The sequence below is a fragment of the Corynebacterium sp. HMSC064E10 genome, assembly GCF_001812505.1.
Classification (GTDB): domain Bacteria; phylum Actinomycetota; class Actinomycetes; order Mycobacteriales; family Mycobacteriaceae; genus Corynebacterium; species Corynebacterium amycolatum.
Map to the genome: position 1 here is coordinate 74,976 of NZ_KV809174.1, position 24,781 is coordinate 99,756.

Below are 24,781 nucleotides of genomic sequence, written 5' to 3' on the forward strand. Positions count from 1 at the left end.
GATGGTAGGGGACAGTTCATGTGGACTTCATGAGGACTCCGTAAGGGACACAGTTCATCGCGATGGCAGGTCATCTATTACCCTGTTAGATATGTCTCGCATTTTCACAGCAGTTGCGTGGCCGTACGCTAACGGTCCGCGACATATCGGCCATGTTGCAGGTTTCGGAGTCCCCTCGGACGTTTTCGCTCGCTACCAGCGAATGATTGGCAATGACGTGCTGATGGTCTCCGGTACTGATGAGCATGGCACGCCGCTGCTTGTGCAAGCAGAGAAGGAAGGCGTTTCTGTCCAGGAATTGGCCGACCGTTACAACCGCCAGATTGTGCAGGACCTCGCGGGTCTGGGGCTTTCCTACGACCTGTTTACGCGCACTACCACGCGCAACCACTACGCGATTGTCCAGGAGCTCTTCCGCGGGCTCTACGAAAACGGCTACATGGTCAAGCAGACCACGATGGGGGCGATTTCCCCGTCGACCGGGCGCACGCTGCCGGACCGTTACATCGAAGGTACCTGCCCAATTTGTGGCGCTTCCGGTGCCCGTGGCGACCAGTGTGACAACTGCGGTAACCAGCTTGACCCGGCCGATCTGATTGATCCGGTGTCGAAAATCAACGGCGAGACCCCGAAGTTCGTTGAAACTGAGCACTTCTTGCTCGACCTGCCAGCGCTGGCAGAGGCCTTGACCGAATGGCTTCAAGAGCGCAAGGACTGGCGCCCAAATGTGCTGAAATTCTCCCTGAACATCCTGAAGGACATCCGTCCGCGCGCAATGAGCCGCGACATTGACTGGGGTGTTCCGATTCCGCTGGAGGGCTGGTCGGAAAACGGAACCAAGAAACTCTACGTTTGGTTCGACGCTGTCGTCGGTTACCTATCCGCTTCCATCGAGTGGGCCTGGCGCATCGGTGACCCGGAAGCGTGGCGCAAGTGGTGGAATGACCCGGAGGCGCTGTCCTACTACTTCATGGGCAAGGACAACATCACCTTCCACTCCCAGATTTGGCCGGCTGAGCTGCTGGGCTACCGTGGCGAAGGTTCCCGCGGAGGCAAAGTCGGGGAGCTCGGTGAGTTGAACCTGCCGACGGAGGTCGTCTCCTCGGAGTACCTGACCATGTCGGGCTCGAAGTTCTCCTCTTCCAAGGGCGTTGTCATCTATGTGAAGGATTTCCTGGCGGAGTTCGGTCCGGATCCGCTGCGCTACTTCATCGCCATGGCTGGTCCGGAAAACCAGGACACCGACTTCACCTGGGATGAGTTTGTCCGCCGCGTGAATAACGAGCTGGCCAACTCCTGGGGAAACCTGGTCAACCGCACCGTGTCCATGGCTTTCAAGAACTTCGGTGAGGTGCCAACTCCGGGCGAGCTCACCGACGCTGACCGTGAACTGCTCGACCTGGCTGAGCGCTCCTTCGCCGAGGTGGGTGACGCACTTGCGCTATCCCGTTTCCGCGCTGGTATCACTGCCGCAATGCACCTGGTCGGGGAGGCGAACGCCTACATTGCTGCGCAGGAGCCGTGGAAGCTGGCGAAGGACGAGTCCCAGCGTGAGCGTCTCGCCACTGTGTTGTGGACAGCGCTGCAGGTAGTCAGCGACGCCAATGTCCTGCTGACCCCGTACCTGCCGGAAAGCGCGCAGAAGGTCTTCGAGACCCTGGGTGGCGAGGGCATCTGGGCCGCAATGCCAGAAGTCCAGGAAGTCCAGGACGACATGCCGGTCGAACCGGTCGGCGCAGACTTGCCGGCAGAGGGCAGGAGCTACCCAATCATCACTGGTGATTACGTCAATCAGAAGGCCGCCTGGCATCGCTTCGACATTGAGCCGGGTACGCAGCTTGCAAAGCCGAAGCCGATTTTCTCCAAGCTCGACTCGGAGTTGGCTGAGCACGGCCCTGAGTGGGCACAGGTGAAGTAGGGGCGCAGTAGAGGAATGGGAAAGCGCAAACGCAAAATTGCAGAACCCGCGGAGTATCTCACTCCGCTGTTTGACGCCCACACGCATCTCGCGTCCTGCGGGGCGCAAACTCCGGAGGAGATTGCGGCTCTCATGGACCGTGCCGCCGCAGCGGGCGTCGTCGGAGTTTGCACGGTCGGCGATGGCATGCCGGAAACCGAACTGGCCTTTACCGCCGCACACGCGCACCCCAACGTCTGGGCCGCCGCTGCCATCCATCCGACGCGCGCACACGAGCTTGACGACGACGCCAAGGCCCGTCTGACCGAAATGGCTGCCGACCCCAGGGTTGTGGCCGTGGGCGAGACGGGATTGGATTGGTACTGGTTGGATTCTCTCGACGGCTGCGCGTCGAAGAGCGAACAGCTGGCTGCGTTGCAGTGGCATATGGAGCTCGCAGCAACCGTCGGCAAGCCGTTGATGATTCATAACCGCGACGCCGATGAAGATCTGATGGCGGCGTTGGACGGCTATGAGAACACGGTCATCTTGCACTGCTTCTCCTCGCCCATTGAGGTTGCCCGCGAGGCCATTGCGCGCGGTTACCTGCTGAGTTTTACCGGAAACGTGACCTTCAAACGCAATGATTACCTGCGGCAGGCTGTGGCTGAGGCGCCGGCGGAGCAGCTGCTGGTGGAAACCGATGCCCCCTACATGACCGCGGAGCCGTTCCGAGGTGCGCGCAATGAGTCAACTTTTATCGGTCATCAGGCGCGTGCGATGGCTGCGGCCCGAGAAATCGGGGCGGAGGAGATGGCGCAGATTTTGACGGATAACGCACGTCGGGTGTACGGCATTTAAGCACGTGTCGGCGTATTGTCGCCCTGAGCTGTGGAAATGCAGCCGGGGCGGTTTGTTGTATTTCCCGTCACTTTTATCGATATATTTTAGACAACACTGAATCTTTACCGTACTGTTACAAACTGTATTTCTTTCATCTGATAGCTGCCCATCCTCCGAAAGGCTGTGACGAACCCCGTGAGTGCTGCGAAGAAGCGTCATCTCAATCGTGCTAACGACGGAGTCTCCACTTCGTCCAAGATCGCTGCTGGCGGTCTGGTCGCTGCTGTTGCTCTGGGTGGCACTGTCGCAGCATCCAACTACGACACCATCACCGTCGAAATTGACGGCAAGGTCGAGCAAATTGCAACCTGGTCCAAGGATGACAAGGCCATTTTGGAGAAGGCTGGTGTCGAAACCACCGGCGGAGACCTGGTTCAGCGTCAGGGCGACCTCACGGACGGCGGCAAGCTGGTCTACCGCTCTGCCAAGCCGGTCACGATGATTGTCGATGGCAAGCCGCAGGAGCACAAGACCAATGCCATCACTACCGATGAGCTGATTGAAGGTCTGAAGAAGCAGGGGCTCATCTCCGATAAGGACAAGGTCGAGGTCGAAAAGGGCGAGATTTCCGCTAAGGGGGTCGAACTCGACGTCGTTCGTGCCAAGAATATTGTGCTTCACGACGATGCCAAGGACATCGACCTGACCGTCCCGGCTATGACCGTCGGTGATGTACTGGCACAGCGTGGCATTGAGCTGCGTGAAGACGACACCGTTGAGCCGGGTCTGGATGCGCCGGTCACTGAAGGCATGCGCATCGCGCTGTCTCGTCTGATTGATAAGACCATCACCGAGACTGAGGAAATTCCAGCTCACGAGAACATCATTGAAGATGATTCGATGTTCGAAGACGAGCGCATCGTTGAGCAGGAGGGTGAGCCGGGCCAGGTAGAACGTCAGGTCAAGGTCACCTCTCGCGACGGCGAAGAGCTCGGACGCGAGGTCCTGGAAGAAAAGGAGCTAAAGGCTCCGGGTATCTCCACTATCCGCCAGGGCACTAAGTCTCGCATCGCAGCTCCGGCCGCTGGCTACGGTGTGTGGGATCAGCTGGCCCAGTGTGAGTCCGGCGGTGACTGGGCTATCGATACCGGTAACGGTTTCTCCGGTGGTCTACAGTTCACCGATTCCACCTGGGCAGCTTACGGCGGTACTGAGTACGCACCGCGCGCATCGCAGGCTTCCCGCGAGCAGCAGATTGCTGTCGCTGAGCGCGTCCAGGCTGGTCAGGGTTGGGGTGCATGGCCCGCTTGTACCGCTTCCATGGGGCTTCGTTAAAGCTAGTTCAGACTAGCCAAACGAGCTAAACCTATTTTTTCTTTTGACCCCGTAGTATCTAACTGTGACTAAAGCAGAAGTTTCTTTCCTGGGGCCGGTCGAAGTACGTGACCTGGCGGCGCAGTTGGATATTGTCCCGACGAAGAAATTGGGGCAGAACTTCGTCCACGACGCCAACACCGTGCGTCGAATTGTCGCTGCGGCGGACTTGCCGGAGGATTCCTACCCTGTTGAGGTCGGTCCCGGCTTGGGCTCGCTGACCCTGGGATTGCTCGAACACTGCGGCCGTGCCGCGGCTGTCGAAATCGATCCGCGGTTGGCGGAGCGTTTGCCCCAGACAGTCGCCGAGCGCGCCGAGGGCTGTGAACTCGAGCTCATTGAGAAAGATGCGCTGAAGGTCAGCCGCGAGGACTTTCAGACCTCGCCGGATGCACTGGTGGCTAACCTTCCGTACAACGTTTCGGTACCGGTACTGCTGCACATGCTTGCCGAGCTCCCCACCATCCGCCGCGTGCTCGTGATGGTGCAGTCTGAGGTCGCTGACCGGCTGGCGGCTCAGCCGGGCTCCAAGATTTACGGCGTCCCCAGCGTCAAGGCCGCCTACTACGGCACAGTGCGTCGCGCCGGTGCCATTGGTCCGCACGTCTTTTGGCCGGTCCCGAAGGTTGATTCCGGGCTCGTTCGCATTGACTGCTACGCCCGCTCCGACGCTCCTGAGAACTCCAATGCCGCCGATGCCCCCGAGGCTCCGTGGGAGATTTCGCCGCAGTTCCGCGCGCGACTTTTCCCGCTTATCGACGCTGCTTTTGCGCAACGCCGCAAGACCCTCCGTGCGGCCCTATCAGGGATTTACGGATCTGGTGCCGCAGCCGAAGAGGCGCTTATGGCAGCGGGGATTGACCCCAAGCAGCGAGGAGAGAAGCTCGAAATTGCTGATTTCGTTCGCCTCGCTGAGGTCTCACGAGACCAGCGCTTTTAACAAAGGACAGGCGATCGTTCCCCATGCACCGTGACGACAACCCCAACAGGGCCGAAATCGGCCGGCGCGAACCGCGCGGCCTGGCTTGGACTAAGTTCTGGCCTGACGACGACGGCTGGGTGTGCAACTGCATAGTTTTCCGAGGCGACCGCTTGCTGCTTCTGCTGCGTGAATACGAGGGCTTCCTCGGGGGACAGTGGGATTTGCCCGGTGGCAAGCTCGACGCGGGGGAGGAGCCCGCGGAGGCCGCTGTGCGCGAACTGCGTGAAGAGGCCGGCCTGCGCGCAGCGGAGGTCAGCGAATTTGCCCACTATTCCAATCCGGACTTGGGCGGGGAGAATTTCCGCTTCCACACGGTGACCTTTCTAGTACGCGAGGCTGACGACACGCAGAATGTCCAGCTCAGCGGCGAGCATCCGGAGTTTAAATGGGTAACCCGAGAGCAGTTCGATGAGCTGCCGGTGGCCTGGTATGTCCGGCGTGTGCTTGGCAAGGTCGAATGGGGCACAATAAATACTCATCATGGCGAATCTGATTAATTGCGAGAATATTTCTAAGTCCTTCGGGCTCAAGACTCTGCTCGACGGCGTCAGCCTCGGCGTTCAAGAGGGCGACCGCATCGGTGTTGTCGGTTTGAACGGTGGCGGCAAGTCCACACTGCTGAAGATTCTGGCAGGCGTGGAGCCAGCGGACTCCGGACGTATTTCGCGAGCCAACGACATGACCATGGCGCATGTCACCCAGGGCGCCGAGCTCGACCCGAATTCCACCGTGTTCGAGTGCGTCATTGCACCGCTGGGACTCGCTGAACACGAGTGGGCAGGAAATGCTTCCATCCGTGAGGTCCTCGATGGCATCGGTATCAATGACCTCGGTATGGATACCAAGGTCGCCAATCTCTCCGGTGGTGAGCGCCGTCGCGTTAACCTGGCGGCCGCACTGGTCCGCGATCTTGATCTGCTCATTCTCGATGAGCCAACCAACCACCTCGATATTGAGGGTGTGCAGTGGTTGGCCGATCATGTTCTTTCGCGCCGGGCAGCCCTGGTCGTCGTCACGCACGATCGTTGGTTCCTGGATACCGTTGCCACGAAAACGTGGGAAGTCCACGACGGTACCGTCGATTTTTACGATGGCGGTTACAACGACTGGACGTTCGCGCGTGCCGAGCGTGCGCGCCAAGCCGATGCCGCCGAGCAGCGTCGCCAGAACCTTGCGCGTAAGGAACTCGCGTGGTTGCGCCGGGGTGCGCCGGCCCGCACCTCGAAGCCTCGCTACCGCATCGAAGCAGCTGAGGCTCTCATCGCCGATGTCCCGGCGCCGCGTGATTCCGTGGAGCTGATGGCGTTTTCGCGGCGTCGACAGGGCAAGGTGGTCGTAGAGCTAGAGCATGCGTCCCTGGAAACGCCCGATGGTAGGGAATTGCTTAACGACGTCACGTGGCGTCTGGCCCCCGGCGAGCGCATTGGCCTGGTCGGTGTCAACGGCTCGGGTAAGACGACCTTGTTGCGCGCATTGGCGGGAGACTACCCCTTAAGCGATGGCAAGCGGATTGAGGGCAAGACGGTGCGCCTGGGTTGGCTGCGACAGGAGCTCGATGATTTGCCGCTGGATATGCGTGTGCTCGACGCTGTGGAGGACGTGGCGACCTACATTGACCTGGGCAGGAAGCAGATTAGCGCCTCGCAACTGGCGGAGCGACTGGGTTTTTCCCCGAAGCGGCAGCGCACTCCAATTGCAGACCTCTCCGGTGGTGAGCGTCGCCGCTTGCAACTCACACGCGTGTTGATGAGTGAGCCGAACTTCCTGCTGCTCGACGAGCCGACGAATGACCTGGATATTGACACGCTGCAGGAATTGGAAGATCTGCTGGACAATTGGCCGGGCACACTGGTGGTCATCTCTCACGACCGCTACCTGATTGAGCGTATTGCCGACTCGACCTGGGTCCTCTTCGGCGATGGCGAGCTGACGAACTTGCCTGGCGGGATTAGTCAGTACCTCCAGCGTCGCGCACAGCTGGCCGACTCGGCCGCTAGTGGCGGTGCCTCTCAAGCAAATGCCGGTAGTCCGCAGACCCGTGGCGCAGCTTCAGAGGAGGATACCTCGAAGCTCTCGGCCGCGGAAGCTCATGCTGTCCAGAAGAAGATGAGTGCCCTGGAGCGGAAGATGGCGAAGCTCAGCCAGCAAGAAAGTGAACTGCATGCGCAGATGGCGGAAGCGAGTGCTGATGTAGCCAACTTGGACACACAAAAGCTGGCGGACCTCGATCGCCGTGCTGCGGAGGTGGCTGAGCAGAAGGCAGAGCTGGAGATGGAGTGGCTGGAGCTAGGGGAGCAGCTCGAGGGCTAGCACCTCACTTCAGCTACTAGCCGAACACCCTAGGTATGAGCCGGGTACTCGTGGTCAGCGTGCCCGGTTCTTTCAATCTGCACCGTGGCGTGTTCAATCCCGTGGACGTCGTGAAGCAGTGCCTGCGCACGGTCGAGTAATACGTGCTCGTCGCCATCAGGGAGCGTGTCGCAGCGCACGAGGTGGACAGAAGCCAACAGGTCATTGCCATTGAGGGACCAGACGTGGAGGTCGTGGACATCGGCCACTCCATCCAGATCAGACAGGTCAGCAGTAATTTTCTCGGTGTCGACGCCCTCCGGGGTGTACTCCAGCAGCACGTGAAGGCAGTCGCGCACCAGAATGGCAGCGCGCGGGACAATGAAGAGCGCAATCACGATAGAGACCACCGAGTCGATGGCCGTCCAACCGGTGTATGCAATAGCGATAGCGGAGATAATGACGGCGACCGAACCAGCGGCGTCGACAAGCACATGGAGATATGCGCCGCGGACGTTGACGCTTTCCTTGGCAGCACCCGCGAGCAGAAACGCCGCAATAACGTTGGTCAGCAGGCCTATGACCGCGATGATGAGCATCGACATGGTCTGAATTTCAGATTGTTCCACTGACCCGAATCGCCGGATTGCGCCCCAGAGAATCACAGCGGCAATGATGAAAACTGTCAGCCCGTTGACGAGAGCAGTCAGAACTTCAACACGACGGTACCCGTACGTCGCGCGGTGATTGGCTCCGCGCTGGGCGATAGCCAAACCGGCGACCGCCATAAGCAAGCCCGCGGAGTCCGTCACCATATGGCCGGCATCTGCCAGCAGCGCCAGTGAACCCGAAACCAAGCCACCGATGAGCTCGGCGAGAAAAACGACAAGAGTTAGACCCGCAGCCGCGAGCAGGCGGCGGGCAGGAGTATTCGCGGGGTCAAAATGAGCGTGGTCATGGCCGTGACCGTGGCCGTGTGAATGACCGTGGCCGTGTGAGTGGCCAGAGTGTTCAGTCGTGTCCATAACCCCTAATGATAACAGGGTTATTCAGCCTCCGGAAGATAGCTGTCAGCCCACGCATAAATCAGGTCAGCGGCACGCGCAGCGGACTTAGCGCGAGTGAGCAAGTGGTCCGCGCGATCCAAGCTCATCAGGGATTTTGGATAGCGAGATACCTGGAAAATTTTCTGTGCACTGTCGATACCGACGGTTTGGTCGGTCGGGGAGTGCAGAATCAGAAGCGGCTTGCGCAGCTGGCTGAGATAGACCTCCGGGTTGTAGTCCGCCAACACTTCCAGGAACTCACGGGAGATGGGAATGCCACGACCTTCAATCTGCAGAACCTGCGTGCCGTGCTCATCGACCGTCGAAATGTCCCCGGCGATGCGCACAATCGAGTGTGCCGGATCGAAGGGTGCACCGATTGTCGCTACCGCCTTGACCTTCGGCATATCGTGGCCGGCGTTCAGTGCCGCTGCGCCACCGAGCGAATGCCCAATTAGCAGTGACGGCGCCTCGAATTCTGCCTCCATGAACTTGTAGGCAGCCTTGAGGTCATCAATGTTGGTCTGGAACGTCGTCTCGCCGAAATCGCCAGTGGACTGCCCAAGGCCAGTGAAGTCGAACCGGAACGCTGCAATGCCCTTCTTCGCCAGCGCCTTACAGGTGCGTGACGCGCCGGGCACCATCCGATTACACGTGAAGCAATGACCAAATAGCGCCCACGCGCGTGGCTTACCGTCCGGCAGATCAATCGATGCAGCTAGAGTCTCGCCTGTCGATCCCGTGAATTTTAGGTGCTTTGTTGGCATAGGTTATATCCGCGTCTCAGTGTGTGCTCAATGTGTGTACGTTTTCGCTTTACGACGCCCGTTGTGGTGGCGACCGTACGCAATATTAAGCCCGGGTGCCACAAATAAGTGAGGGATTGGGCGAAAAATTCGACCAATCCCTCAATCTCCTAGTGGCTGTGAGTTAACGCACCGGAACCCCTGGCCCCAGCGGAATGCCCGCGAGGTACCACACGACAAAGAATAGGAACCAGCCCACCATCATGCACAGCGAGTACGGGATAGCCAGCGACATCAGCGTGCCGACCCCCGCAGGCTTGTAGTACTTCTGCAGGAAGGTCAGTGCCAGCGCAAAGTACGGCGACATCGGTGTAATGATGTTGGTCGGGGAGTCACCAATACGGAATAGCTGCTGGGAGACCTCCGGGGAGACGTTGACGTACATCAGCATCGGCACTACGACCGGCGCCATCAACGCCCACTGTGCGGAGCCCGAGGTAATCAGCAGGTTGAGAACAGCCACCATCAGGACGAAGGCAGCAAAGAGCAACAGCGGCGGCAGATCCGCCTTGGTCAGGAATTCGGAGCCCTTGATAGCGGTCCACTGGCCGATATTGGACCACTTGAAGTAGGCCGTGAACTGCGAAACAGCGAAGAAGAGCACCATCATTGTGGTCAGTGTGCCCAGGCCACGTTCCATGAAGGCGGGCACATCTGCAGAGGAGGTGATGGTCTTGGCGCCGATGCCGTACGCAATACCGACCACGGCGAAGAAGAGGGCAATGGACACCACGACGTCGGTAAGCAGCACGGAATTCAAGATGCCGTCGCCTTCGCCGCGCAGAGGCGAACCCGGGATGAACAGAGCGGCGAACCACAGCGCAAGGAAGATAACAGCGGCGATGTTGCCGTAGCGCAGGCCATGGCGTTCGGAGTCGTTTAGAACGAGCTTATCGCGGCCGCTGTTGGAGCTGCTAGACGCGGTGTCCTGCTCCTTTTTCTTAGCGTTTTCCTCAGCAGCCTCCTCCGAAGCGCCCGGCTTAGTGAACTCGGCAGCTTCGTGGTCAATATGATCGTCGTGGATGGTCTTTGCCACGTGCTTGGTGATGAACAGCTCAGTAACAGCCGTAATAATCAGAGCCAGCACAATGGACGAAGCCATGGTGAAGAAGTAGTTGGCCAGAGGTGAAACCACGTATTCCGGATCCACGAAGTGCGCCGCATGCGTGGAGATACCCGCCAGCAGCACATCGGTGATGTTGAGCACCAGCGACGAATTGAACCCGGCTGACGAGGCGGCAAAGGCGACCATCGCACCGACAATGGGGTTACGACCAACTGCGGCGAATGAGGCGGCACCCAGCGGAATGAGAATCACGTAGACGGCATCAGAAGCGATCGAACCAGTCACGCCGGCCAGTGCGACAATGAATGTCAGCAGGACAGGGGAGTGCACCTTGGAAATTGCCGCGCGGATTGCCGAGCCGATGTAACCGGAGTACTCCGCAATTGCGACACCGAGCATGCACACCAGAATCAGGCCAACTGGTGCGAAGTCCGTGAAGTTCGTTACCGCCTCAGAAACCATCTTTTGCAGGTACTCTGCGGTAGCAAGGCTTTCCACCTCGATGATGTCACCCGACGCGGGATCCTTGGCCTGCATACCCGCAGCCTCACCGAGCCACGAAGAAACGATGACTACACCGGCAAGAATCACGAATAGCCAAAATGGATTTGGCAGTGCGTTGCCGATACGTTCCAGTGTTGCTAGGAACCCCTTTGGCTTCGGTGGCGCTTTGTCCGGTTCCAACGTTTTTGACTGTCCCATATATATAAAGATCCCTCTGTGTTAGACGTTGGTAAAAGGTTAGGGGAAAGTAAGTTGCGTCACAACGTAAAAGGCCAGAGGCATATGTATGTCGGGTGCGAGCAGGCGCATAAGGGAAAGTTAAGGGAATAGCTAGGGAATAGCTGTCGTGCACCTTCTTCGACTAGAGTTAAGCAGGTTATGGGCAAGAAGAAGTCGAAGAAAGAAAAGGTCAGCGCCAACAACGCGGTGGTGGCCACCAATCGTCGTGCCCGCCATGACTACAACATTCTGGACACCTACGAATGCGGTGTCGTTCTCGTGGGCACTGAGGTCAAGGCGCTGCGCGAGGGCAAAGCATCGCTTAACGACGCCTTCGCGACCATCGACGACGGCGAAGTGTGGCTCCGCGGGCTGCATATCCCGGAGTACTCCTACGGTTCGTGGACTAATCACTCACCGCGTCGCTCGCGCAAGCTGTTGTTGCACCGCAAGGAGATTGACACCCTGTGGGGCAAGGTCCGCGATGGCAACAACACGCTTGTGCCCCTGAAGCTGTATTTCACCGACGGCCGCTTGAAGGTCGAGCTCGCACTCGCCCGCGGTAAGCAGGACTATGACAAGCGCCAGGACATCAAGCGCCGCACGGAGGAGCGCGAAGCTACTCGTGCGCTGGGCCGCCGTGTAAAGGGCATCAAGGGGTAGCGTGCTTTGCGACGAGGTTTGTTGACTTTTCTCGTCGTAAAGCGTTATTCTTGAACATCCTTTGAGTGCTACGCACATTCCCGCGCTCGAAGGCGTTGTATGGGGCTGACATGGTTTCGACACCGTACAGTGAGCCAGGGGAAGCGTGCCGGTGCAGGCTAGAGACCACCGTTAAGCGTCGTAGCAACTGATTAAGCGCCGAGAACACTCAGCGCGACTACGCTCTCGCTGCCTAATTAAGCGACTAGCGTGTCTGTCAGGCCGGGCTTGCCCTTTGGCCCGGACCCTGGCATCGACTTAAAAGGGCTCGCCCGATGGGTGTGCCGTAAGGCTCATCGGGGATCTTCTTACTTGCGGCTGGGCCCGTCATTCGGACATGTTTGCCTGAGCCGAAGGGTCGAGTAGAGGCGATCGTGCGAACTGCGCACGGAGAAGCCCTGGCGAGTTGGCGGTGGACCCGAGTTCAATTCTCGGCAGCTCCACAGATTAAAATCCCCGGTCATTACGGCCGGGGATTTTGCTTTTATATTTTTTATATCGTGTAGTCGCTTTTCCCATCATCCGTCAATGGAACGCAGACAATTCGGATCCAAGCCTCCAAGTCGGCGGCAGATTCGCAGTACCAGAAGATTATTGCACTACTGCAGGAGGTTATCGACCTAGCAACAATTCTCTACGCCCTCCGCGCGCTGAAGGGAAGAGAACGCGTTAAGGTCACTGCAGAAGCGGACGTGGCGGAAGCGAAAGTGTAAAAACTGGAGCCCGCAGCGCAAGGGATAGCAAAACCCTCGACCACACTTTTCAAAGCGGGACCGAGGGTTTTTACATTCCAAAACGCCTGAGCGGCGTCGGGCAACCTTAGAAGGTGCTCTTGTAGACGTTGGCGATGGTGGTGCCAGTAACTGCCGAACCGTGGAAGGTCGGGTGGTTGGTCATGTTGTAGGAAGCAACGTCAGTATCCAGAATTGCCGAGACTTGACGCTCACCGTCCGGGCCGCACATTGCGACATCGATGTTGGCAATGTTCTTCATGTTGACGAAACCGATGCCGGACTCATTTGCAGCGCGCTCCTGACGGTTCTGCAGAGCCATCTCAAACTGGTGCATGCCGGCAGCCGGAATGTGCGGTGCAAAACCTGCGGCGTTGACCGGGCAGGCGTAGTGAGTCGGGTCATTCGAGGTGAAAGCTGGGTAGCCAATCAGCATGACGCGAGCAGTTGGGTTAGCGGCCTTGATTTTCTGCACCGCGGCAACAACGTTGGTGGTGTACAGGTCATCCTGAACCGGCATTGGCAGCACAGCGCCCTGCATTGCGTCATTGGCGCCAACGTAGATGGTCACCAGCTGGGTAGCCGGGCCGAGGGAGCCCTGAGCGATAGCGTTGTCAACCTGGCCCATCAGGGACTTCTGCGGCTGAGTCGGCATGAAAGCGGTAGTGCCGTTGCAGGAGTAGTCGTGCAGTTCAAGGCCAGTCTCGCGAGCAACGTGAGAGCCGATGTTCGAAACCGAAATTGGGCAGCCACCACGGCCCGGCACGGCCGGATCGGACTGGCCCGGGTTAGCAGCGAAGGAATCGCCGAAGGCAACGTAGTTACCAGTAGGAAGAGCGTTGGCAACACCACCAGTCAGGAGGGAGGCTGCCAGCGCAGAAGCTGCAGCTGCCGAGGCTGCTGCACGGCGAACAACGTTGTTCTTCATAATTAAAAACCTCTTAGTTGAAAACCAATAGAAGGAAAAACTCGCGCTACACTCGCGATTTCTTCGCCACATTCGCCCGTCCCTGGAAGAATCCGAGTCCAACAGAACCCAGTCCGACAGAACCCTGAGCGGATACTTAGAGACGCGCCTTTATCACTTTGTTATACAACTAGGTTCTAGTCCTGATGTCAACCGGAATCAGCTAGTTATAAGGATATTCGGCGCTCTTAATGTCTCTTGTCTGTCTCTTATCGCTGGTAGGTGGATTTATGAGTTACTTCCGAACGTGGAATACAGCGCAGCGATGACACCATCGGCTACCCCAGAACCATCCTTTAGTTCAATCTCATCTTCAGCGAAGGGACCACGCTCATCCAGCTCCGCTTCCGTGGGGCGTGGCTGAATCAGCGTTAGGTGTGGCCCCTCACTGATAACGCCACTGAAAAGACGTGCCTGACGAGCCGCCTCGCCATCCGCCTGTGCCCGCACCTCGTCTACGGATGCTCCCTCAAAACTGTCCGCCTGCTCCGGGGAAAGGACTATAATTTCCTGCGCTAACACGGCACCGACGACACCTGCCGGCCACGATGTTCGAGCGATAAAGTCCGCCAACTCAGGGCTACCACCTTCAATTCCCTCGGGGAGAGGCTCCTGCGCAACGACAGTCAGCGGGGCGCTGTCAATCAGCTCGTCGGCAAGCACGTCGGCAAGCGCGGCGGTGGGGACGAGGGCGAAGAGACTCGGAGCACGGTCCCAACCTTCGGCGTGGACGTATTCGACAGCCTCGCGCACGGCGCGATTGAGTGCCTGCTGGCTGAGATGAGTCTGTGTGCCGTTGTTTTCGCTCATGACGCTTGACGACGCCCCTTTCCTGGCAACGCTGTTTAAACAGCATCCTTAGTCAATTGTTAGGAACTTTATTTAGAGTAGATGACAGATAAGCGTACGTTCGACTTGCCAGCTCGCTGGTAAGTCAAGCTCAACTTGAACAGGAGAGACGTTGTCTCTAAACCAGACTCGACCGAGACGATCGGCGGGTGGCCGCCCGGGGTGGCTGGCAATTACCGTGTTGGTGATTGCCGCGCTGACCTTTGTTATTCCCATCGCCGTCAATTTTTATACGGACTTTCAGTGGTTCGGTGAAGTGGGCTATCGAGGGGTATTCGCCACCACGTGGCTCACTCGTATTGTCCTGTTTATCACCGTAGGCCTAATAACGGGTGCACTGACATTTCTATCTATGTGGTTGGCGTGGCGCTCGCGTCCCGTCGACCTCGGGCTGACGGATCCACGCAGCCCGCAGGCAGTGTACCGACGGATGGCTGAATCTGGTTCGAAGTCGATGTTCACCACGCTGCCCGTTGTATTCGGCGTACTCGGTGGCCTTGTGGGGCAGGGCAATTGGCAGACGGTGCAGCTGTTCTTAAACCGGCAGTCCTTCGGTGAGACTGACCCGCAGTACGGCAAGGACTTGGGCTTCTATGCATTCCAGTTGCCGCTGTGGTCGTACATCGTTTCGACGCTGGTTGTCCTGGTAGTTATTGCGTTCCTGCTGTCGCTGGTGACACATTACTTCCTTGGTGGCATCCGCCCAGGTAACCCGACTACAGGGGAGAAGACCCGCGTTTCCAATGCGGCTCGTGCGCAGTTGGCGTGCTGGGCCGGTGTTTTCATGCTGCTCAAGGCTGTGTCTTACTGGCTGGACCGCTATGAGCTGCTGAATAACAAGCAGAAAACCTTCACCGGTGGTTCCTACACCGATATCAATGCGCTGCTGCCGGCAAAGATTACGCTGCTGGTCATCGCAATTGTCGTGGCCGCTGCATTCTTCGCTTCTATCTTCCTGCGCAACCTCTCCATTCCGGCGTTTGCCACAGTGCTGATGCTGGTCTCCGCGGGGCTGATCGGCGTGGCCTGGCCGATGGCAGTTGAGCAGTTCTCGGTTAACCCGAACCGCGCTTCCAAGGAACGTGAATACATTGCGCGCAACATTGAATCGACGCGCTACCACTACGGGCTTACCGACGACAAGGTGAAGGTCGAGCGCGACTGGGGCGTTCCGGCTGAAAAGGAAGGCGATAAGGAGGCGGCAAAGGAAGGTGCGGATTCGATTTCGCGCGATGCCGCGACATTGGCCAATATCCGAATCCTGGATCCGGAGGTCCTGCCGCGTACTTTCACTCAGCAACGTCAGCTGAAGAACTTCTACGGTTTCTCCGATCCGCTTGCCATTGACCGCTACCAGATTGATGGGGAGTCCCGTGACTTCATTGTCGCTGCTCGTGAGCTGAACCCGCAGACTCTGCAGGGCAACCAGACTGACTGGATTAACCGTCACACGGTCTACACTCACGGCAATGGTTTCGTTGCTGCGCCGGCTAATAAGGTTGACGAGGTTGCCTCCGAGTCCGGTTCCGCCCGCGGTGGTTACCCGCTGTACACCGTGGCTGACCTGTTCGAGTCCGAGGACCCGAACGGCATGAACCTGAACCTGAAGCAGCCGCGTATCTACTACGGTCCGGTTATCGCCAACAGCGATGCCGACTACGCGATTGTCGGTGGCAATGGTGACGGCAAGGACTACGAGTACGATGCTGACGGCCGAAACTTCACCTACGACGGTGAGGGCGGTGTTGGCGTTGGCGGACTTGCCAGCCGCATGATTTTCGCCACCCGTTACCAGGAACTCAACATCCTGCTGTCCGACCGCATTGGGTCGGACTCCAAGATTATCTACAACCGCGATCCGCGTGACCGTGTTCAGAAGGTCGCCCCATGGCTGACTACCGACACCAAGACGTACCCGGCTGTAGTCGATGGCCGTATGAAGTGGATCGTCGACGGCTACACCACGCTGGCCAAGATGCCGTACTCCCAGCGCATGAGCCTCCAGGAAACCACGCAGGACTCCATTAACCCGGATGGCACTCCACGCCCGCTGCCGAACAGCGAGGTCAGCTACATCCGCAACTCGGTCAAGGCAACCGTTGACGCCTACGATGGCACCGTTGAGCTCTACGAGTTCGATGAGAAGGATCCGGTGCTCAAAGCTTGGGAAGGTGTCTTCCCGGGTGTGGTGAAGCCGAAGTCGGAGATTTCCGAGGAACTGCAGGAGCACCTGCGTTACCCGGAGGACTTGTTTAAGGTTCAGCGCGAGCTGATGGCCAAGTACCACGTCAGCGATCCGGGCGTGTTCTTCGCCAATGACTCCTTCTGGTCTGTCCCGTCCGACCCGACCGCACCGGAAGACAAGAACCTCTCTCAGCCGCCGTACTATGTTGTCGCTTCCGATCCGGAGAGCGGCAAGCCGAGCTTCCAGCTGATCTCTGCATTCCGTGGACTGGAGCGTGAGTTCCTCTCCGCTCAGATGAGTGCTTCCTCCGAGCCGGAGACCTACGGCCAAATCACTATTCGTGCCCTGCCGACCAACACCCAGACCATGGGTCCGCGTCAGGCGCAGGACACGATGATGTCCGCAGATGAGGTCGCCCAGGACCGTACCCTGCTCGAGGGTACGAACGTGGTCACCAACGGTAACCTGCTGACGCTGCCGGTCGGCGATGGTGAGATTCTCTATGTCGAACCGGTCTACACCCAACGCAAGGGGCAGGAGACCGCATTCCCGAAGCTGTTGCGTATTCTCGTCGCTTACCGCGGTCAGGTGGGCTACGGCGCTACGGTCACTGAGGCTCTGAGTCAGGTCGGTATCGATGCTTCCGCCGTGACCAAGGTCCGCGGTGAGGAAGAGGCTGAGGAGCAGCCGTCGGATAAGGACAAGGACGCCGCCGACGCTGAGTCCGACGACGAGGCACCGAAGGAAGAGCGCAAGGTTGATGTCGCTGCGCGTGACGACGCCGCTCGCCGTATCTCCGACGCGCTAAAGAAGCTTAACGACGCCCAGAAGAACGGTGACTACGCAGCCCAGGGCCAGGCACTTGCCGAGCTCGACCGCGCTGCCGCTGACTACCAGAAGGCCAACGGCCAGTAAGGTTTACAGAGAGTAAGGCTTGCAACGGGAGATTAGCCGAGAATCATAGGTTCTTATGGTTCGCAGAGTCCCCAGGTTGTAGCGAAACTGGCTATGACCTGGGGATTGGTCTTTGTTGGAAGGTCCGTGCTACAGTTACATCTCGTTGGCCGGAGAGGTCAGCACCCGCTGTGAGTGCTTGTAAAAGCCAGGACAGTTGACGCGGGGTGGAGCAGCTCGGTAGCTCGCTGGGCTCATAACCCAGAGGTCGTTGGTTCGAATCCAGCCCCCGCCACTAAGAAGAGACCCCTACCGGTGTAAACGCTGGTAGGGGTCTTCGTTATTCGGGGGTCAAATCACCGCTTGGGGCTTAAGCCGTTGGGCAGTCGTTGGGTCTGACGAACTCGCGCACTTCACAACCGGGCATTGAAGGACGGTCGTCAAAATGCAGCGTGAGGCGCTGCTCGATTAGTCGGCCTGAAGGTACTTAGCTTGAGGAGTTGCTGGGTTGATTCTGGCCGATTTGCCTCAGCTCATGTACGCGCTGCTAGCTTTCGGTTTCACATATCGATGAGTTATTCACTTATGGATACGCTGGAGCGCATCGATGGGTGAATCATGCATCGATAAGTGAGCGCAATACTGGCAAAACGGTGGGCAGACAGCTGACAGACAGCTGCCAGACAGGCTTGGACTCCCACGGTGGGCTCGAAATGTGGGCGGATGTGGAGTGACTCGTTCCTTTTTTTCGCCCCTTCATAAAGAATTCTACGAAGTCTTGGCTTTCGATTTCTTCAGCCAGATCATTGGCGGAATCAACAGAGCCAGGCCACCGATAAGTGCGACCTCACCGAATCGTCGATTCTTAGAAAAATTGGAATAAAACCATAGGATTATCTCACGATTGTACGTCAGTTACCGAGAGATTTTATGGCTTCGGTCACTATTAAGTTCCTCGCATGCACGATAAAAGCCGCCTACCCAGTACTTTCCGGGGAGGCGGCTTGTGGTTGTGGTTAGACGGTTCTACTGTCGGCCATTCCTAATGCGCGACCAGGCTGCTGCGACAACCAGGCCAACGCACGCGATGGCGAGGTAACCCCACATGTGATCGGCGCTGGTCTGAATGGTCTTTGGCGGAGCAGGAGTGTTCTCCGCGGTCAGCACGCTTTCTGTGTCTCGGCCAGAGGTGATGTCATCGATCCAGTCAGCCGTGCCAGCGAGGGTGGTGATAGCTGCGCTGGGGGAGGGTAGGTCAGGATCGCCATTGGAGGTTCCGGCAGTAGCCAGGCCCGCGAGCTTGCCGTCGACGAAGAACGGGCCGCCGGAGTCACCGCCCTGCATACCCGCGCCAGAGACGGAATGTGCGTCCAGGATGGCGCTTTGAATCATTGGCATCATGGCAGCGTCGGCTGGGATGCTTTCCGTTCCTGCGGGGATCGACTCGGTTTTGGAGTCATCTGGCTTTACTGCATCCGGCTTAGCTGCACCCGGCATTGCTCCGCCTGGCTGCATCTCCATTGATTCCATGGCATCGCCCGGAACAGCTTCGCCCGGAACAGCCTCACCTGGAGTGGCCCCATCTGGAGCAGCCTCACCTGGAGTTCCATCAGCCGGTGCTCCGCCCAGCAGTTCCTTGACGACCATCTTGGTCATCGGAAGCTGGCCGGATCGGGCCATCGACGAGCTGCTGCTCCAGCCGTAGAGAGTTCCCGTCTGCCCAGGTGTTGGGATATCGCGGGAAACCTTCGCGGGTGTTGCGTCAGTGACCTTTTGAGCCAGGTGAAGCAACCCCGCATCAGACATTGGAGACAGCGCCCAAGAATCGGCATCGTAGACCTTCCCGCCGATGCGGGCCTGGGTCCCTTCGTTGTTCACAGACTCCAGGCAGTGGCGTGCAGTGAGTACCCACTGGTCGGCAACCAGCGTTCCGGTGCAGTCGCCGAAATTGCCGATTTTGCCAATCTTCAGCGCGGCCACAGAACTGCTTTCAGCATTTGCGGGTGCGGGTTCGCCGTTTTCCAATGCAAGAGCTGGGGCTGCAGATAGAAGCAGGGTGCTGCTAACAATTGCTGCGATGGAAAAAGATGTTTTCTTCACGGTTATTTCCCTTTCCCAGAAGGAACAATGGCCTTGATTGCGGTGGCAACGAGTTTTTCGGCAGGGCCCTGTCCGACAAATTTCTTCCAGAGGCTAGCAATGACGAGGAAGAATACGATGAAACCTGCTGCGGACAACGTGGAATGCAATAGCACATTCTGTTGCCAATAAAACGCGGTGAGAACGTGCAGGATGTAGATAGTCAGTGACATTGTTCCCATAGCCGCGAATGGGTAAACCACAGCTGGGAAACGATCGCCTACGAACAGGCACAAGTGCAACACAACAGCGGCAACAGCGACGGAGAGAATGATTTCGCCGAAGACGCCAGTGTGTCCGGTAAAGCGGAGCCAGCCAGCAATCTCGGGATTAAATCGGAAGTACATGCCGACGGCAGTGATGACAACGCTGACAGCGGTAACAATCCAGCTCAACCGAGTATTGGCGCTGGTCTCAGAGGTGGAAGTGCTTTGCAGGTGACCGCGTAAGTAGACGTCGTAAAGCAGCATGCCGCCGATGAAATATGCAATCCACGCGAGTAGCGGATAAATTTGTGGCAGCGTCATAGGCGCGTACTTGATTGTGGCGGCGATGGTTGCGGCGATGAAGAAGCAGACTCGCCACCAGGTTCCGAGCGCTGGCATCCAGGAAACCAGCATCATTACCAGGCCCATGATGACGAGGACCACCTGAATTTCTCCACCGACCGGCAATAGTGCCAGGCCGATGAGAATGATAAGGGCACCGCGGGTGATTAGACGCAAGAAGGTAGTGCTGCTGTAATTACGGCCGATGATCATCATTGTGGCGCCGGCGATGATGGCGAACAGTGATGAGGGTAGGCCAGAGAGCACAACCTTTGTGCTCCAAAGTAGTGAGGCCATATGGACAATAATCATGCCGATGATGGCGAGTGAGCGCGCTATATCAAGCCCCACGATTCGGGTAGGTTTATTCACCCCAGATTTCTCCTTTACTACAACTTATAGGGAGGTGCTCTTTGGTAAAAAGCACTCTCTACAAACGGCGTATTGAAAACGACTTTCTAGTTGTAGCAATCGAATCTGACAATACATTAAGTGATTATGTGTAAAACACAGTGTTTCGTCTGTGTTTTCTCTGGGAAACTAGCGCGTTCAAAGAGCCCAGAGACACGCGTAACCTAGTGGCATGACATCGATGCTGACGAGTTTCACCTGGGCTGAGGTGCCAGGAGTCTTCCTCGCGTACCTGTTGATTATTGCCATCCCCACCGCTCTCGCGTGGGTGGGTACCGCGTGGCTGGCCAAAAAGTCCGGCGAGCGCATCGCATATGGGCACACGGTTTTCGTCTTTGTCGCCGCATTCTTAATCTGCTTTTGTACGCTCGCGTGGATGCCCGAGGGTGAATACAACTACTCGCCATGGCAGGTTTTCTGCAGTGGCTTCGCGATGGTCATCCTCACTGCCTCTGCCATGATGCGCGTGCCCGCCCCAACTCTGAACCTGCTGCCCACCTGGTGGGCAGCGGTCGCCGGCTATACCCTGTGCTGGAGCATCATCGCCGGCACTGACGACATCACCGGGCTTTGGGGAGTCGGTCTGATATTCCTGCTCCTCGGTCTCATCGCAGGCGTCGGCGCAGTCGTGTGGCTTACGCTGGCGATAAGGAGGCTTTTGTTGGATTCTGCCGCTTAGGGATTCTTAGTGGAACGGAGTTCGACAGCTAACTTGTCGATACGGCGCTCGAGGTCATCGCGAATCAGGTCCATGCGTTCTTCTCCGTCGATGCCTCGTTTTGAAGGCTCGTCAGTAAGCCAACGCTCGAGTGAGCCTTGAGCGTCCGAGGGGAGCTCTACATGAGCGGCATCGCCGATGATGACAACACGATCTGCAGTCCGGAGAATCGTGGAGTCAATGGGCTTTGGTGATGCACCGTCCATAGAGGCGCCGATTTCTGCAACTGATTTGGCTGCAAGCGCATTGGTAGTAGTTTTGGGGTTCGTTCCTGCTGAAAGGGCGGTGAACTGCGTGGCATATTTTGCACGCGCAATGGCCTCGGCCATCTGGGATTTACCGGCATTTGCCACGCAGATGAAAAGTACCTTCGGGATTTCCTTCATTTCAGAACCCTTTTTCTATAGTTTGTCCGGTACGGAAAGGTCATTGGGGAAAAGGCGCGGCCCGAGCCAGCGGGTGACGTAGACAAGTGCAACGAGTACGGGTACTTCAATAAGTGGTCCAATCGTTCCCGCAAGTGCTTGCTGGGACAATGGGCCGAAGGTGCCAATCGCAACCGCAATTGCCAACTCGAAGTTATTCCCGGCAGCCGTAAAGGCAATCGATGCGGAGGTTGCGTAGTTCATGCCCGCGGCCTTGGCCGAAGTGAGAGCGATTGCGAACATGGCGAGGAAGTAGATCACTAGTGGTAGCGCCACTTTCGCAACGGTCCAGGGATTCTCAAGAATCTGCTGTGACTGAAGCGCAAAGAGCAACACGATTGTGTATAGAAGGCCGGCAAGCGCCAATGGCGAGATTTTGGGCAAGTACTCATTTTCATACCAGTCGCGACCACGGGTGCGTTCACCAATTATGCGTGATGCTGCGCCAGCTAGAAGCGGAATACCGAGGAATACCACTACGGATAGTGCGATTGCCCAAAAAGAAAAGGTGGCGGAAGTGGTTTCCAGTCCCAACCAGGAGGGCAGAATCTGCAGGTAGAACCACCCTAGAGCGCCGAACATGAGAATTTGAAATAGCGAGTTTACGGCCACCAGTACGGCAGCGACTTCAGTATCGCCGCAAGATAGGTCGTTCCAGACCAAAACCATTGCAATGCAGCGGGCGAGACCGACGATGATCACGCCAGTGCGCAGTTCTGGACTATCACTGAGGAATATCCAGGCAAGGGCGAACATCAGTGCGGGGCCGAGAATCCAATTGAGGAAGACTGTGATGCCCATCAGCTTCCTGGATGTCAAAATTTTGCCCGTTTTGTCGTATCGAACCTTTGCGAGCGGTGGGTACATCATGACCAGCAAGCCGATGGCGATTGGTACGGAAATTGTCGCAATTTTTGCCTCTGCCAGCCAGTTCACAAGTGACGGTGCAATTTTGCCCAGAATGAGGCCAATTGCCATTGCAGCTGCAATCCATAGCGGCAAGAAGCGATCTAGGAAGCTGAGTGACTTTGTAGTCTGTGTCATAGTTTCCTGTGTAACCAATATATCGATGATTGTCAATATATTTAGAGGGGAGGCCGTGTAGCCTCAACAGGTATGGACGAAATCTCAGAATGCTGTGCACTTGGCGGTCGGCCTCTCGACGCGGCGGAAGCGCAGGCTGCGGCAACGCTCTTCAAAGCGCTGGCGCAACCGGCGCGCCTGCAAATTTTGTCTCAGCTCGCTGCCGCTGGCTGTAGCCCGATGACCGTGGGGGAGCTGGCCGCTGTTTCTGGGCTTAGTCAGCCTACGGTGTCGCATCATTTAAAGACCATGGCGGATGCCGGGCTGCTAACTAGATCTAAGAGTGGACGGGTAGTAACCCATGAGGTACGCCCTGAGGTATTTGCTGAGCTGCGACGTATCCTGGATATCGGTCACGCGGACGGGAGGTAGTGAGCCGCTCGTCGCAAATTGCGATAGGTTGGAAAACTCTGGTTACCTATTCAGGCGCTTGACGACGGCGTCGTGAAGCAACCCATTCGTCGCAACCGCGTCCCCGCCGTGCGGCCCGTTGACACCCGCTAGAGAAGTGAAGCGGCCGCCAGCTTCCTCCACCAGAATCGCAAGAGCTGCCAGGTCCCACAGGGAAACCTCCGGCTCCGCGGCGACATCGACCGCACCCTCCGCTACCAGGCAGTAGGAGAAGAAGTCGCCATAGCCGCGCAGGCGCCAGGCGTCATCGGTGAGACCGATGAAGTTGTCGCGCAAATCGCGCTCGGCCCAACCTGTGAGCGAAGAGTTGGAGATTGAGCAGTCCGCGACATCTGCTACCTTCGAGACTTCAATGCGGCTCTCAGCGGCTTCCCGGCCGCCGACCTGCACGCGCTTGAATGCGCCGTCGCCCTTGGACGCCCACCAGCGACGTCCCAGCGCAGGGGCGGAAACCACGCCGACAACCGGCTTGCCGTCTTCCAACAGGGCAATCAAGGTGGCCCAGACCGGGACATTGCGCACGAAGTTCTTCGTGCCGTCGATGGGGTCGATGACCCACTGACGGCCCTCAAACACAGCTTCGCCACCGAATTCTTCGCCGAGGACCTCATCGCTCGGGCGCTTGTCCGACAGAATCTCGCGGAGCAGCTTTTCGCACGCGATGTCGGCATCGGAGACCGGTGTGAGGTCGGGCTTGGACTCGACGACTAGATTGGCCGCCTCGAAGCGGGACATCGTTAGGTCATCGGCTGCGTCGGCAAGCGAGAGCGCGAGGGCGAGATCTTCGGAGTAAGAGGTGGTCATGGCCGAAATTCTAGCGCAGAACCTCACGTAGCTCTGCGACCTGGCCACTCGAGCCCGCGAGCTTCCAGCGCCCCACCGACGTGCCTTCGCCGCCTGCGCCCGTAATAAGTGCATATCCAGGCAGCCAGTCCCAAGCCGCGACGTCGCGCTGGAACCATACGCCGATGCGACCGTCGGCCACGCCGGCCATATCTACTGACGCTGAGCCCAGAATGCGCCAGGTAGCGCTGCGGGACACTGCATCCAGCCAGGACTTTGTGGCTGTGACCTCGGATTCCCCGCTCGAGCTCACCACTGTGGTGTGGAGGTAGGTCGCTGCGCAGACTTCCGAAAGCGGGTGGTCAGTGACCCGGAGATCGTCAACAGTGCCGTCAATGTTGATACGAGTGGTCGGCAGATTGGGGCCGCCAATCCAGCTTTCGCCCGTTGCCGGGCGATGCACCGCACCGAGGATGACCTCATCCGGATTGCTCGCATCGCCCATAACCAGCGCCAACGCACTGCACCAGTAGTCCGAACCAGTGGTGAAATTGTAGGTGCCATCGACAGGGTCAATCACCCACGTGCGACCCGATTGGGATTCCTTCGCCGACCCTTCCTCGCCAAGAATGCCGTCCTCCGGGCGGAGCGCGGCCAAGGCCTCGACGACGAACTTCTCCGCTGCGCGGTCGGCCGCGGTGACGACGTCGGAAATCGATGTCTTGTACTCCGTGACCAGGCCTTCGTCGCGCATGCGAGCAGCAATGGCAGCGGCACGCTTCACGATGGCAACCGCAACACTGGTATCCGATGCCACAATTGACTCGGAAACTTGGGAGAGAAAGAGTTCTAGGTCTTGGCTGGAATCTTGGCTGGCGGTGGATTCAGACATACGTCCTATTGTGCACC

The 24,781-nt window shown here is 58.0% G+C and carries 21 protein-coding genes, 1 tRNA gene and 1 other RNA gene; 12 read left to right on the forward strand and 11 right to left on the reverse strand.

Annotation, left to right across the window (positions count from 1 at the left end; all coding sequences use genetic code 11):
- Window positions 1-91 precede the first annotated feature (91 nt).
- From metG to HMPREF2860_RS08690, 6 genes are all read left to right on the forward strand, one after another.
- A complete protein-coding gene (metG, locus tag HMPREF2860_RS08665; protein WP_038626314.1) occupies window positions 92-1,918 on the forward strand; it encodes a methionine--tRNA ligase in 1,827 nt (608 codons plus the stop codon).
- Window positions 1,919-1,933: 15 nt separating this feature from the next.
- Window positions 1,934-2,758 carry a TatD family hydrolase gene (locus HMPREF2860_RS08670; protein WP_038626313.1) on the forward strand — a complete coding sequence of 275 codons (825 nt, stop codon included), beginning with the start codon at window positions 1,934-1,936 and terminating at the stop codon, window positions 2,756-2,758.
- A 177-nt stretch (window positions 2,759-2,935) separates the two neighbouring features.
- Window positions 2,936-4,075, forward strand: coding sequence for a resuscitation-promoting factor (locus HMPREF2860_RS11370; protein ID WP_038626312.1), 1,140 nt, complete (start codon window positions 2,936-2,938; stop codon window positions 4,073-4,075).
- Window positions 4,076-4,139: 64 nt separating this feature from the next.
- Window positions 4,140-5,054 (forward strand): 16S rRNA (adenine(1518)-N(6)/adenine(1519)-N(6))-dimethyltransferase RsmA, encoded by a 915-nt coding sequence (rsmA, locus tag HMPREF2860_RS08680; protein ID WP_070560143.1) that lies wholly within the window; start codon window positions 4,140-4,142, stop codon window positions 5,052-5,054.
- A 23-nt stretch (window positions 5,055-5,077) separates the two neighbouring features.
- Window positions 5,078-5,593, forward strand: a complete 516-nt coding sequence (locus tag HMPREF2860_RS08685; protein WP_070560141.1) for an NUDIX hydrolase — start codon at window positions 5,078-5,080, stop codon at window positions 5,591-5,593.
- A complete protein-coding gene (locus HMPREF2860_RS08690; protein ID WP_070560139.1) occupies window positions 5,577-7,406 on the forward strand; it encodes an ABC-F family ATP-binding cassette domain-containing protein in 1,830 nt (609 codons plus the stop codon). The genes HMPREF2860_RS08685 and HMPREF2860_RS08690 overlap by 17 nt, the downstream gene beginning before the upstream one ends.
- Window positions 7,407-7,435: 29 nt before the next feature.
- Here the strand turns inward: HMPREF2860_RS08690 and HMPREF2860_RS08695 are convergent, their stop codons facing one another.
- The 3 genes from HMPREF2860_RS08695 to HMPREF2860_RS08705 all read right to left on the reverse strand — a co-directional run bounded on the left by HMPREF2860_RS08695 (window position 7,436) and on the right by HMPREF2860_RS08705 (window position 11,005).
- Window positions 7,436-8,410 carry a cation diffusion facilitator family transporter gene (locus HMPREF2860_RS08695; RefSeq protein WP_070560136.1) on the reverse strand — a complete coding sequence of 325 codons (975 nt, stop codon included), beginning with the start codon at window positions 8,408-8,410 and terminating at the stop codon, window positions 7,436-7,438.
- Between the two features lie 20 nt (window positions 8,411-8,430).
- Window positions 8,431-9,198 carry an alpha/beta hydrolase family protein gene (locus HMPREF2860_RS08700; protein ID WP_005511397.1) on the reverse strand — a complete coding sequence of 256 codons (768 nt, stop codon included), beginning with the start codon at window positions 9,196-9,198 and terminating at the stop codon, window positions 8,431-8,433.
- Window positions 9,199-9,361: 163 nt separating this feature from the next.
- The gene (locus tag HMPREF2860_RS08705) at window positions 9,362-11,005 is read right to left on the reverse strand and encodes an AbgT family transporter (RefSeq protein ID WP_080972824.1); all 1,644 of its coding nucleotides are present in this window, start codon (window positions 11,003-11,005) and stop codon (window positions 9,362-9,364) included.
- A 180-nt stretch (window positions 11,006-11,185) separates the two neighbouring features.
- Here HMPREF2860_RS08705 and smpB point away from each other — a divergent pair, with 180 nt between their 5' ends.
- Both smpB and ssrA read left to right on the forward strand, forming a co-directional pair.
- On the forward strand, window positions 11,186-11,689 hold the full coding sequence (smpB, locus tag HMPREF2860_RS08710) for an SsrA-binding protein SmpB (RefSeq protein WP_038626299.1): 504 nt from the start codon (window positions 11,186-11,188) through the stop codon (window positions 11,687-11,689).
- A gap of 101 nt (window positions 11,690-11,790) precedes the next feature.
- Window positions 11,791-12,174, forward strand: a transfer-messenger RNA (tmRNA) gene (ssrA, locus tag HMPREF2860_RS08715).
- Window positions 12,175-12,547: 373 nt separating this feature from the next.
- Here the strand turns inward: ssrA and HMPREF2860_RS08720 are convergent.
- Both HMPREF2860_RS08720 and HMPREF2860_RS08725 read right to left on the reverse strand, forming a co-directional pair.
- A complete protein-coding gene (locus tag HMPREF2860_RS08720) occupies window positions 12,548-13,387 on the reverse strand; it encodes a GDSL-type esterase/lipase family protein (RefSeq protein ID WP_038626297.1) in 840 nt (279 codons plus the stop codon).
- Window positions 13,388-13,654: 267 nt separating this feature from the next.
- Window positions 13,655-14,236: a PPA1309 family protein gene (locus tag HMPREF2860_RS08725; protein WP_049180920.1), complete on the reverse strand. Its 582-nt coding sequence runs from the start codon at window positions 14,234-14,236 to the stop codon at window positions 13,655-13,657.
- Window positions 14,237-14,387: 151 nt separating this feature from the next.
- Between HMPREF2860_RS08725 and HMPREF2860_RS08730 the strand changes: the two genes are divergently transcribed.
- Together HMPREF2860_RS08730 and HMPREF2860_RS08735 are read left to right on the forward strand one after the other, a co-directional pair.
- Complete coding sequence (locus HMPREF2860_RS08730) at window positions 14,388-17,375, forward strand: UPF0182 family protein (protein WP_049180921.1); 2,988 nt, start codon at window positions 14,388-14,390, stop codon at window positions 17,373-17,375.
- A gap of 200 nt (window positions 17,376-17,575) precedes the next feature.
- Window positions 17,576-17,649, forward strand: a tRNA-Met gene (locus tag HMPREF2860_RS08735).
- Between the two features lie 731 nt (window positions 17,650-18,380).
- Here HMPREF2860_RS08735 and HMPREF2860_RS08740 read toward each other — a convergent pair.
- Together HMPREF2860_RS08740 and HMPREF2860_RS08745 are read right to left on the reverse strand one after the other, a co-directional pair.
- Entirely contained in the window at window positions 18,381-19,454 is a 1,074-nt protein-coding gene (locus HMPREF2860_RS08740) for a trypsin-like serine protease (RefSeq protein ID WP_070628823.1), read from the reverse strand.
- A 2-nt stretch (window positions 19,455-19,456) separates the two neighbouring features.
- Window positions 19,457-20,413, reverse strand: a complete 957-nt coding sequence (locus HMPREF2860_RS08745; protein ID WP_070628824.1) for a DUF418 domain-containing protein — start codon at window positions 20,411-20,413, stop codon at window positions 19,457-19,459.
- Window positions 20,414-20,624: 211 nt separating this feature from the next.
- Here HMPREF2860_RS08745 and HMPREF2860_RS08750 point away from each other — a divergent pair, with 211 nt between their 5' ends.
- Entirely contained in the window at window positions 20,625-21,131 is a 507-nt protein-coding gene (locus tag HMPREF2860_RS08750; protein ID WP_038626279.1) for a hypothetical protein, read from the forward strand.
- Here the strand turns inward: HMPREF2860_RS08750 and HMPREF2860_RS08755 are convergent.
- Both HMPREF2860_RS08755 and arsB read right to left on the reverse strand, forming a co-directional pair.
- On the reverse strand, window positions 21,128-21,556 hold the full coding sequence (locus tag HMPREF2860_RS08755; RefSeq protein WP_038626277.1) for an arsenate-mycothiol transferase ArsC: 429 nt from the start codon (window positions 21,554-21,556) through the stop codon (window positions 21,128-21,130). The genes HMPREF2860_RS08750 and HMPREF2860_RS08755 overlap by 4 nt on opposite strands.
- Before the next feature lie 15 nt (window positions 21,557-21,571).
- Window positions 21,572-22,639 carry an ACR3 family arsenite efflux transporter gene (gene arsB / locus HMPREF2860_RS08760; protein WP_038626275.1) on the reverse strand — a complete coding sequence of 356 codons (1,068 nt, stop codon included), beginning with the start codon at window positions 22,637-22,639 and terminating at the stop codon, window positions 21,572-21,574.
- Between the two features lie 72 nt (window positions 22,640-22,711).
- Between arsB and HMPREF2860_RS08765 the strand changes: the two genes are divergently transcribed.
- Entirely contained in the window at window positions 22,712-23,050 is a 339-nt protein-coding gene (locus HMPREF2860_RS08765; RefSeq protein ID WP_016423238.1) for an ArsR/SmtB family transcription factor, read from the forward strand.
- Window positions 23,051-23,092: 42 nt separating this feature from the next.
- Here HMPREF2860_RS08765 and hisN read toward each other — a convergent pair whose 3' ends face one another.
- The gene (gene hisN, locus HMPREF2860_RS08770) at window positions 23,093-23,893 is read right to left on the reverse strand and encodes a histidinol-phosphatase (protein WP_038626273.1); all 801 of its coding nucleotides are present in this window, start codon (window positions 23,891-23,893) and stop codon (window positions 23,093-23,095) included.
- Window positions 23,894-23,903: 10 nt separating this feature from the next.
- Window positions 23,904-24,764, reverse strand: a complete 861-nt coding sequence (locus HMPREF2860_RS08775; protein ID WP_070628825.1) for an inositol monophosphatase family protein — start codon at window positions 24,762-24,764, stop codon at window positions 23,904-23,906.
- Window positions 24,765-24,781 lie beyond the last annotated feature (17 nt).

Excerpts from the sequence above, each read along its gene's own strand:
- HMPREF2860_RS08690 (WP_070560139.1), top strand. The coding sequence starts at position 5,577 with ATGGCGAATCTGATTAATTGCGAGAATATTTCTAAGTCCTTCGGGCTC.
- smpB (WP_038626299.1), top strand. The coding sequence starts at position 11,186 with ATGGGCAAGAAGAAGTCGAAGAAAGAAAAGGTCAGCGCCAACAACGCG.
- metG (WP_038626314.1), top strand. The coding sequence starts at position 92 with ATGTCTCGCATTTTCACAGCAGTTGCGTGGCCGTACGCTAACGGTCCG.
- HMPREF2860_RS08755 (WP_038626277.1), bottom strand. The coding sequence starts at position 21,556 with ATGAAGGAAATCCCGAAGGTACTTTTCATCTGCGTGGCAAATGCCGGT.
- HMPREF2860_RS08670 (WP_038626313.1), top strand. The coding sequence starts at position 1,934 with ATGGGAAAGCGCAAACGCAAAATTGCAGAACCCGCGGAGTATCTCACT.
- HMPREF2860_RS08685 (WP_070560141.1), top strand. The coding sequence starts at position 5,078 with ATGCACCGTGACGACAACCCCAACAGGGCCGAAATCGGCCGGCGCGAA.
- HMPREF2860_RS08705 (WP_080972824.1), bottom strand. The coding sequence starts at position 11,005 with ATGGGACAGTCAAAAACGTTGGAACCGGACAAAGCGCCACCGAAGCCA.
- HMPREF2860_RS08765 (WP_016423238.1), top strand. The coding sequence starts at position 22,712 with ATGGACGAAATCTCAGAATGCTGTGCACTTGGCGGTCGGCCTCTCGAC.
- HMPREF2860_RS08720 (WP_038626297.1), bottom strand. The coding sequence starts at position 13,387 with ATGAAGAACAACGTTGTTCGCCGTGCAGCAGCCTCGGCAGCTGCAGCT.
- HMPREF2860_RS08750 (WP_038626279.1), top strand. The coding sequence starts at position 20,625 with ATGACATCGATGCTGACGAGTTTCACCTGGGCTGAGGTGCCAGGAGTC.
- HMPREF2860_RS08695 (WP_070560136.1), bottom strand. The coding sequence starts at position 8,410 with ATGGACACGACTGAACACTCTGGCCACTCACACGGCCACGGTCATTCA.
- hisN (WP_038626273.1), bottom strand. The coding sequence starts at position 23,893 with ATGACCACCTCTTACTCCGAAGATCTCGCCCTCGCGCTCTCGCTTGCC.
- HMPREF2860_RS08725 (WP_049180920.1), bottom strand. The coding sequence starts at position 14,236 with ATGAGCGAAAACAACGGCACACAGACTCATCTCAGCCAGCAGGCACTC.
- HMPREF2860_RS08700 (WP_005511397.1), bottom strand. The coding sequence starts at position 9,198 with ATGCCAACAAAGCACCTAAAATTCACGGGATCGACAGGCGAGACTCTA.
- arsB (WP_038626275.1), bottom strand. The coding sequence starts at position 22,639 with ATGACACAGACTACAAAGTCACTCAGCTTCCTAGATCGCTTCTTGCCG.
- HMPREF2860_RS08775 (WP_070628825.1), bottom strand. The coding sequence starts at position 24,764 with ATGTCTGAATCCACCGCCAGCCAAGATTCCAGCCAAGACCTAGAACTC.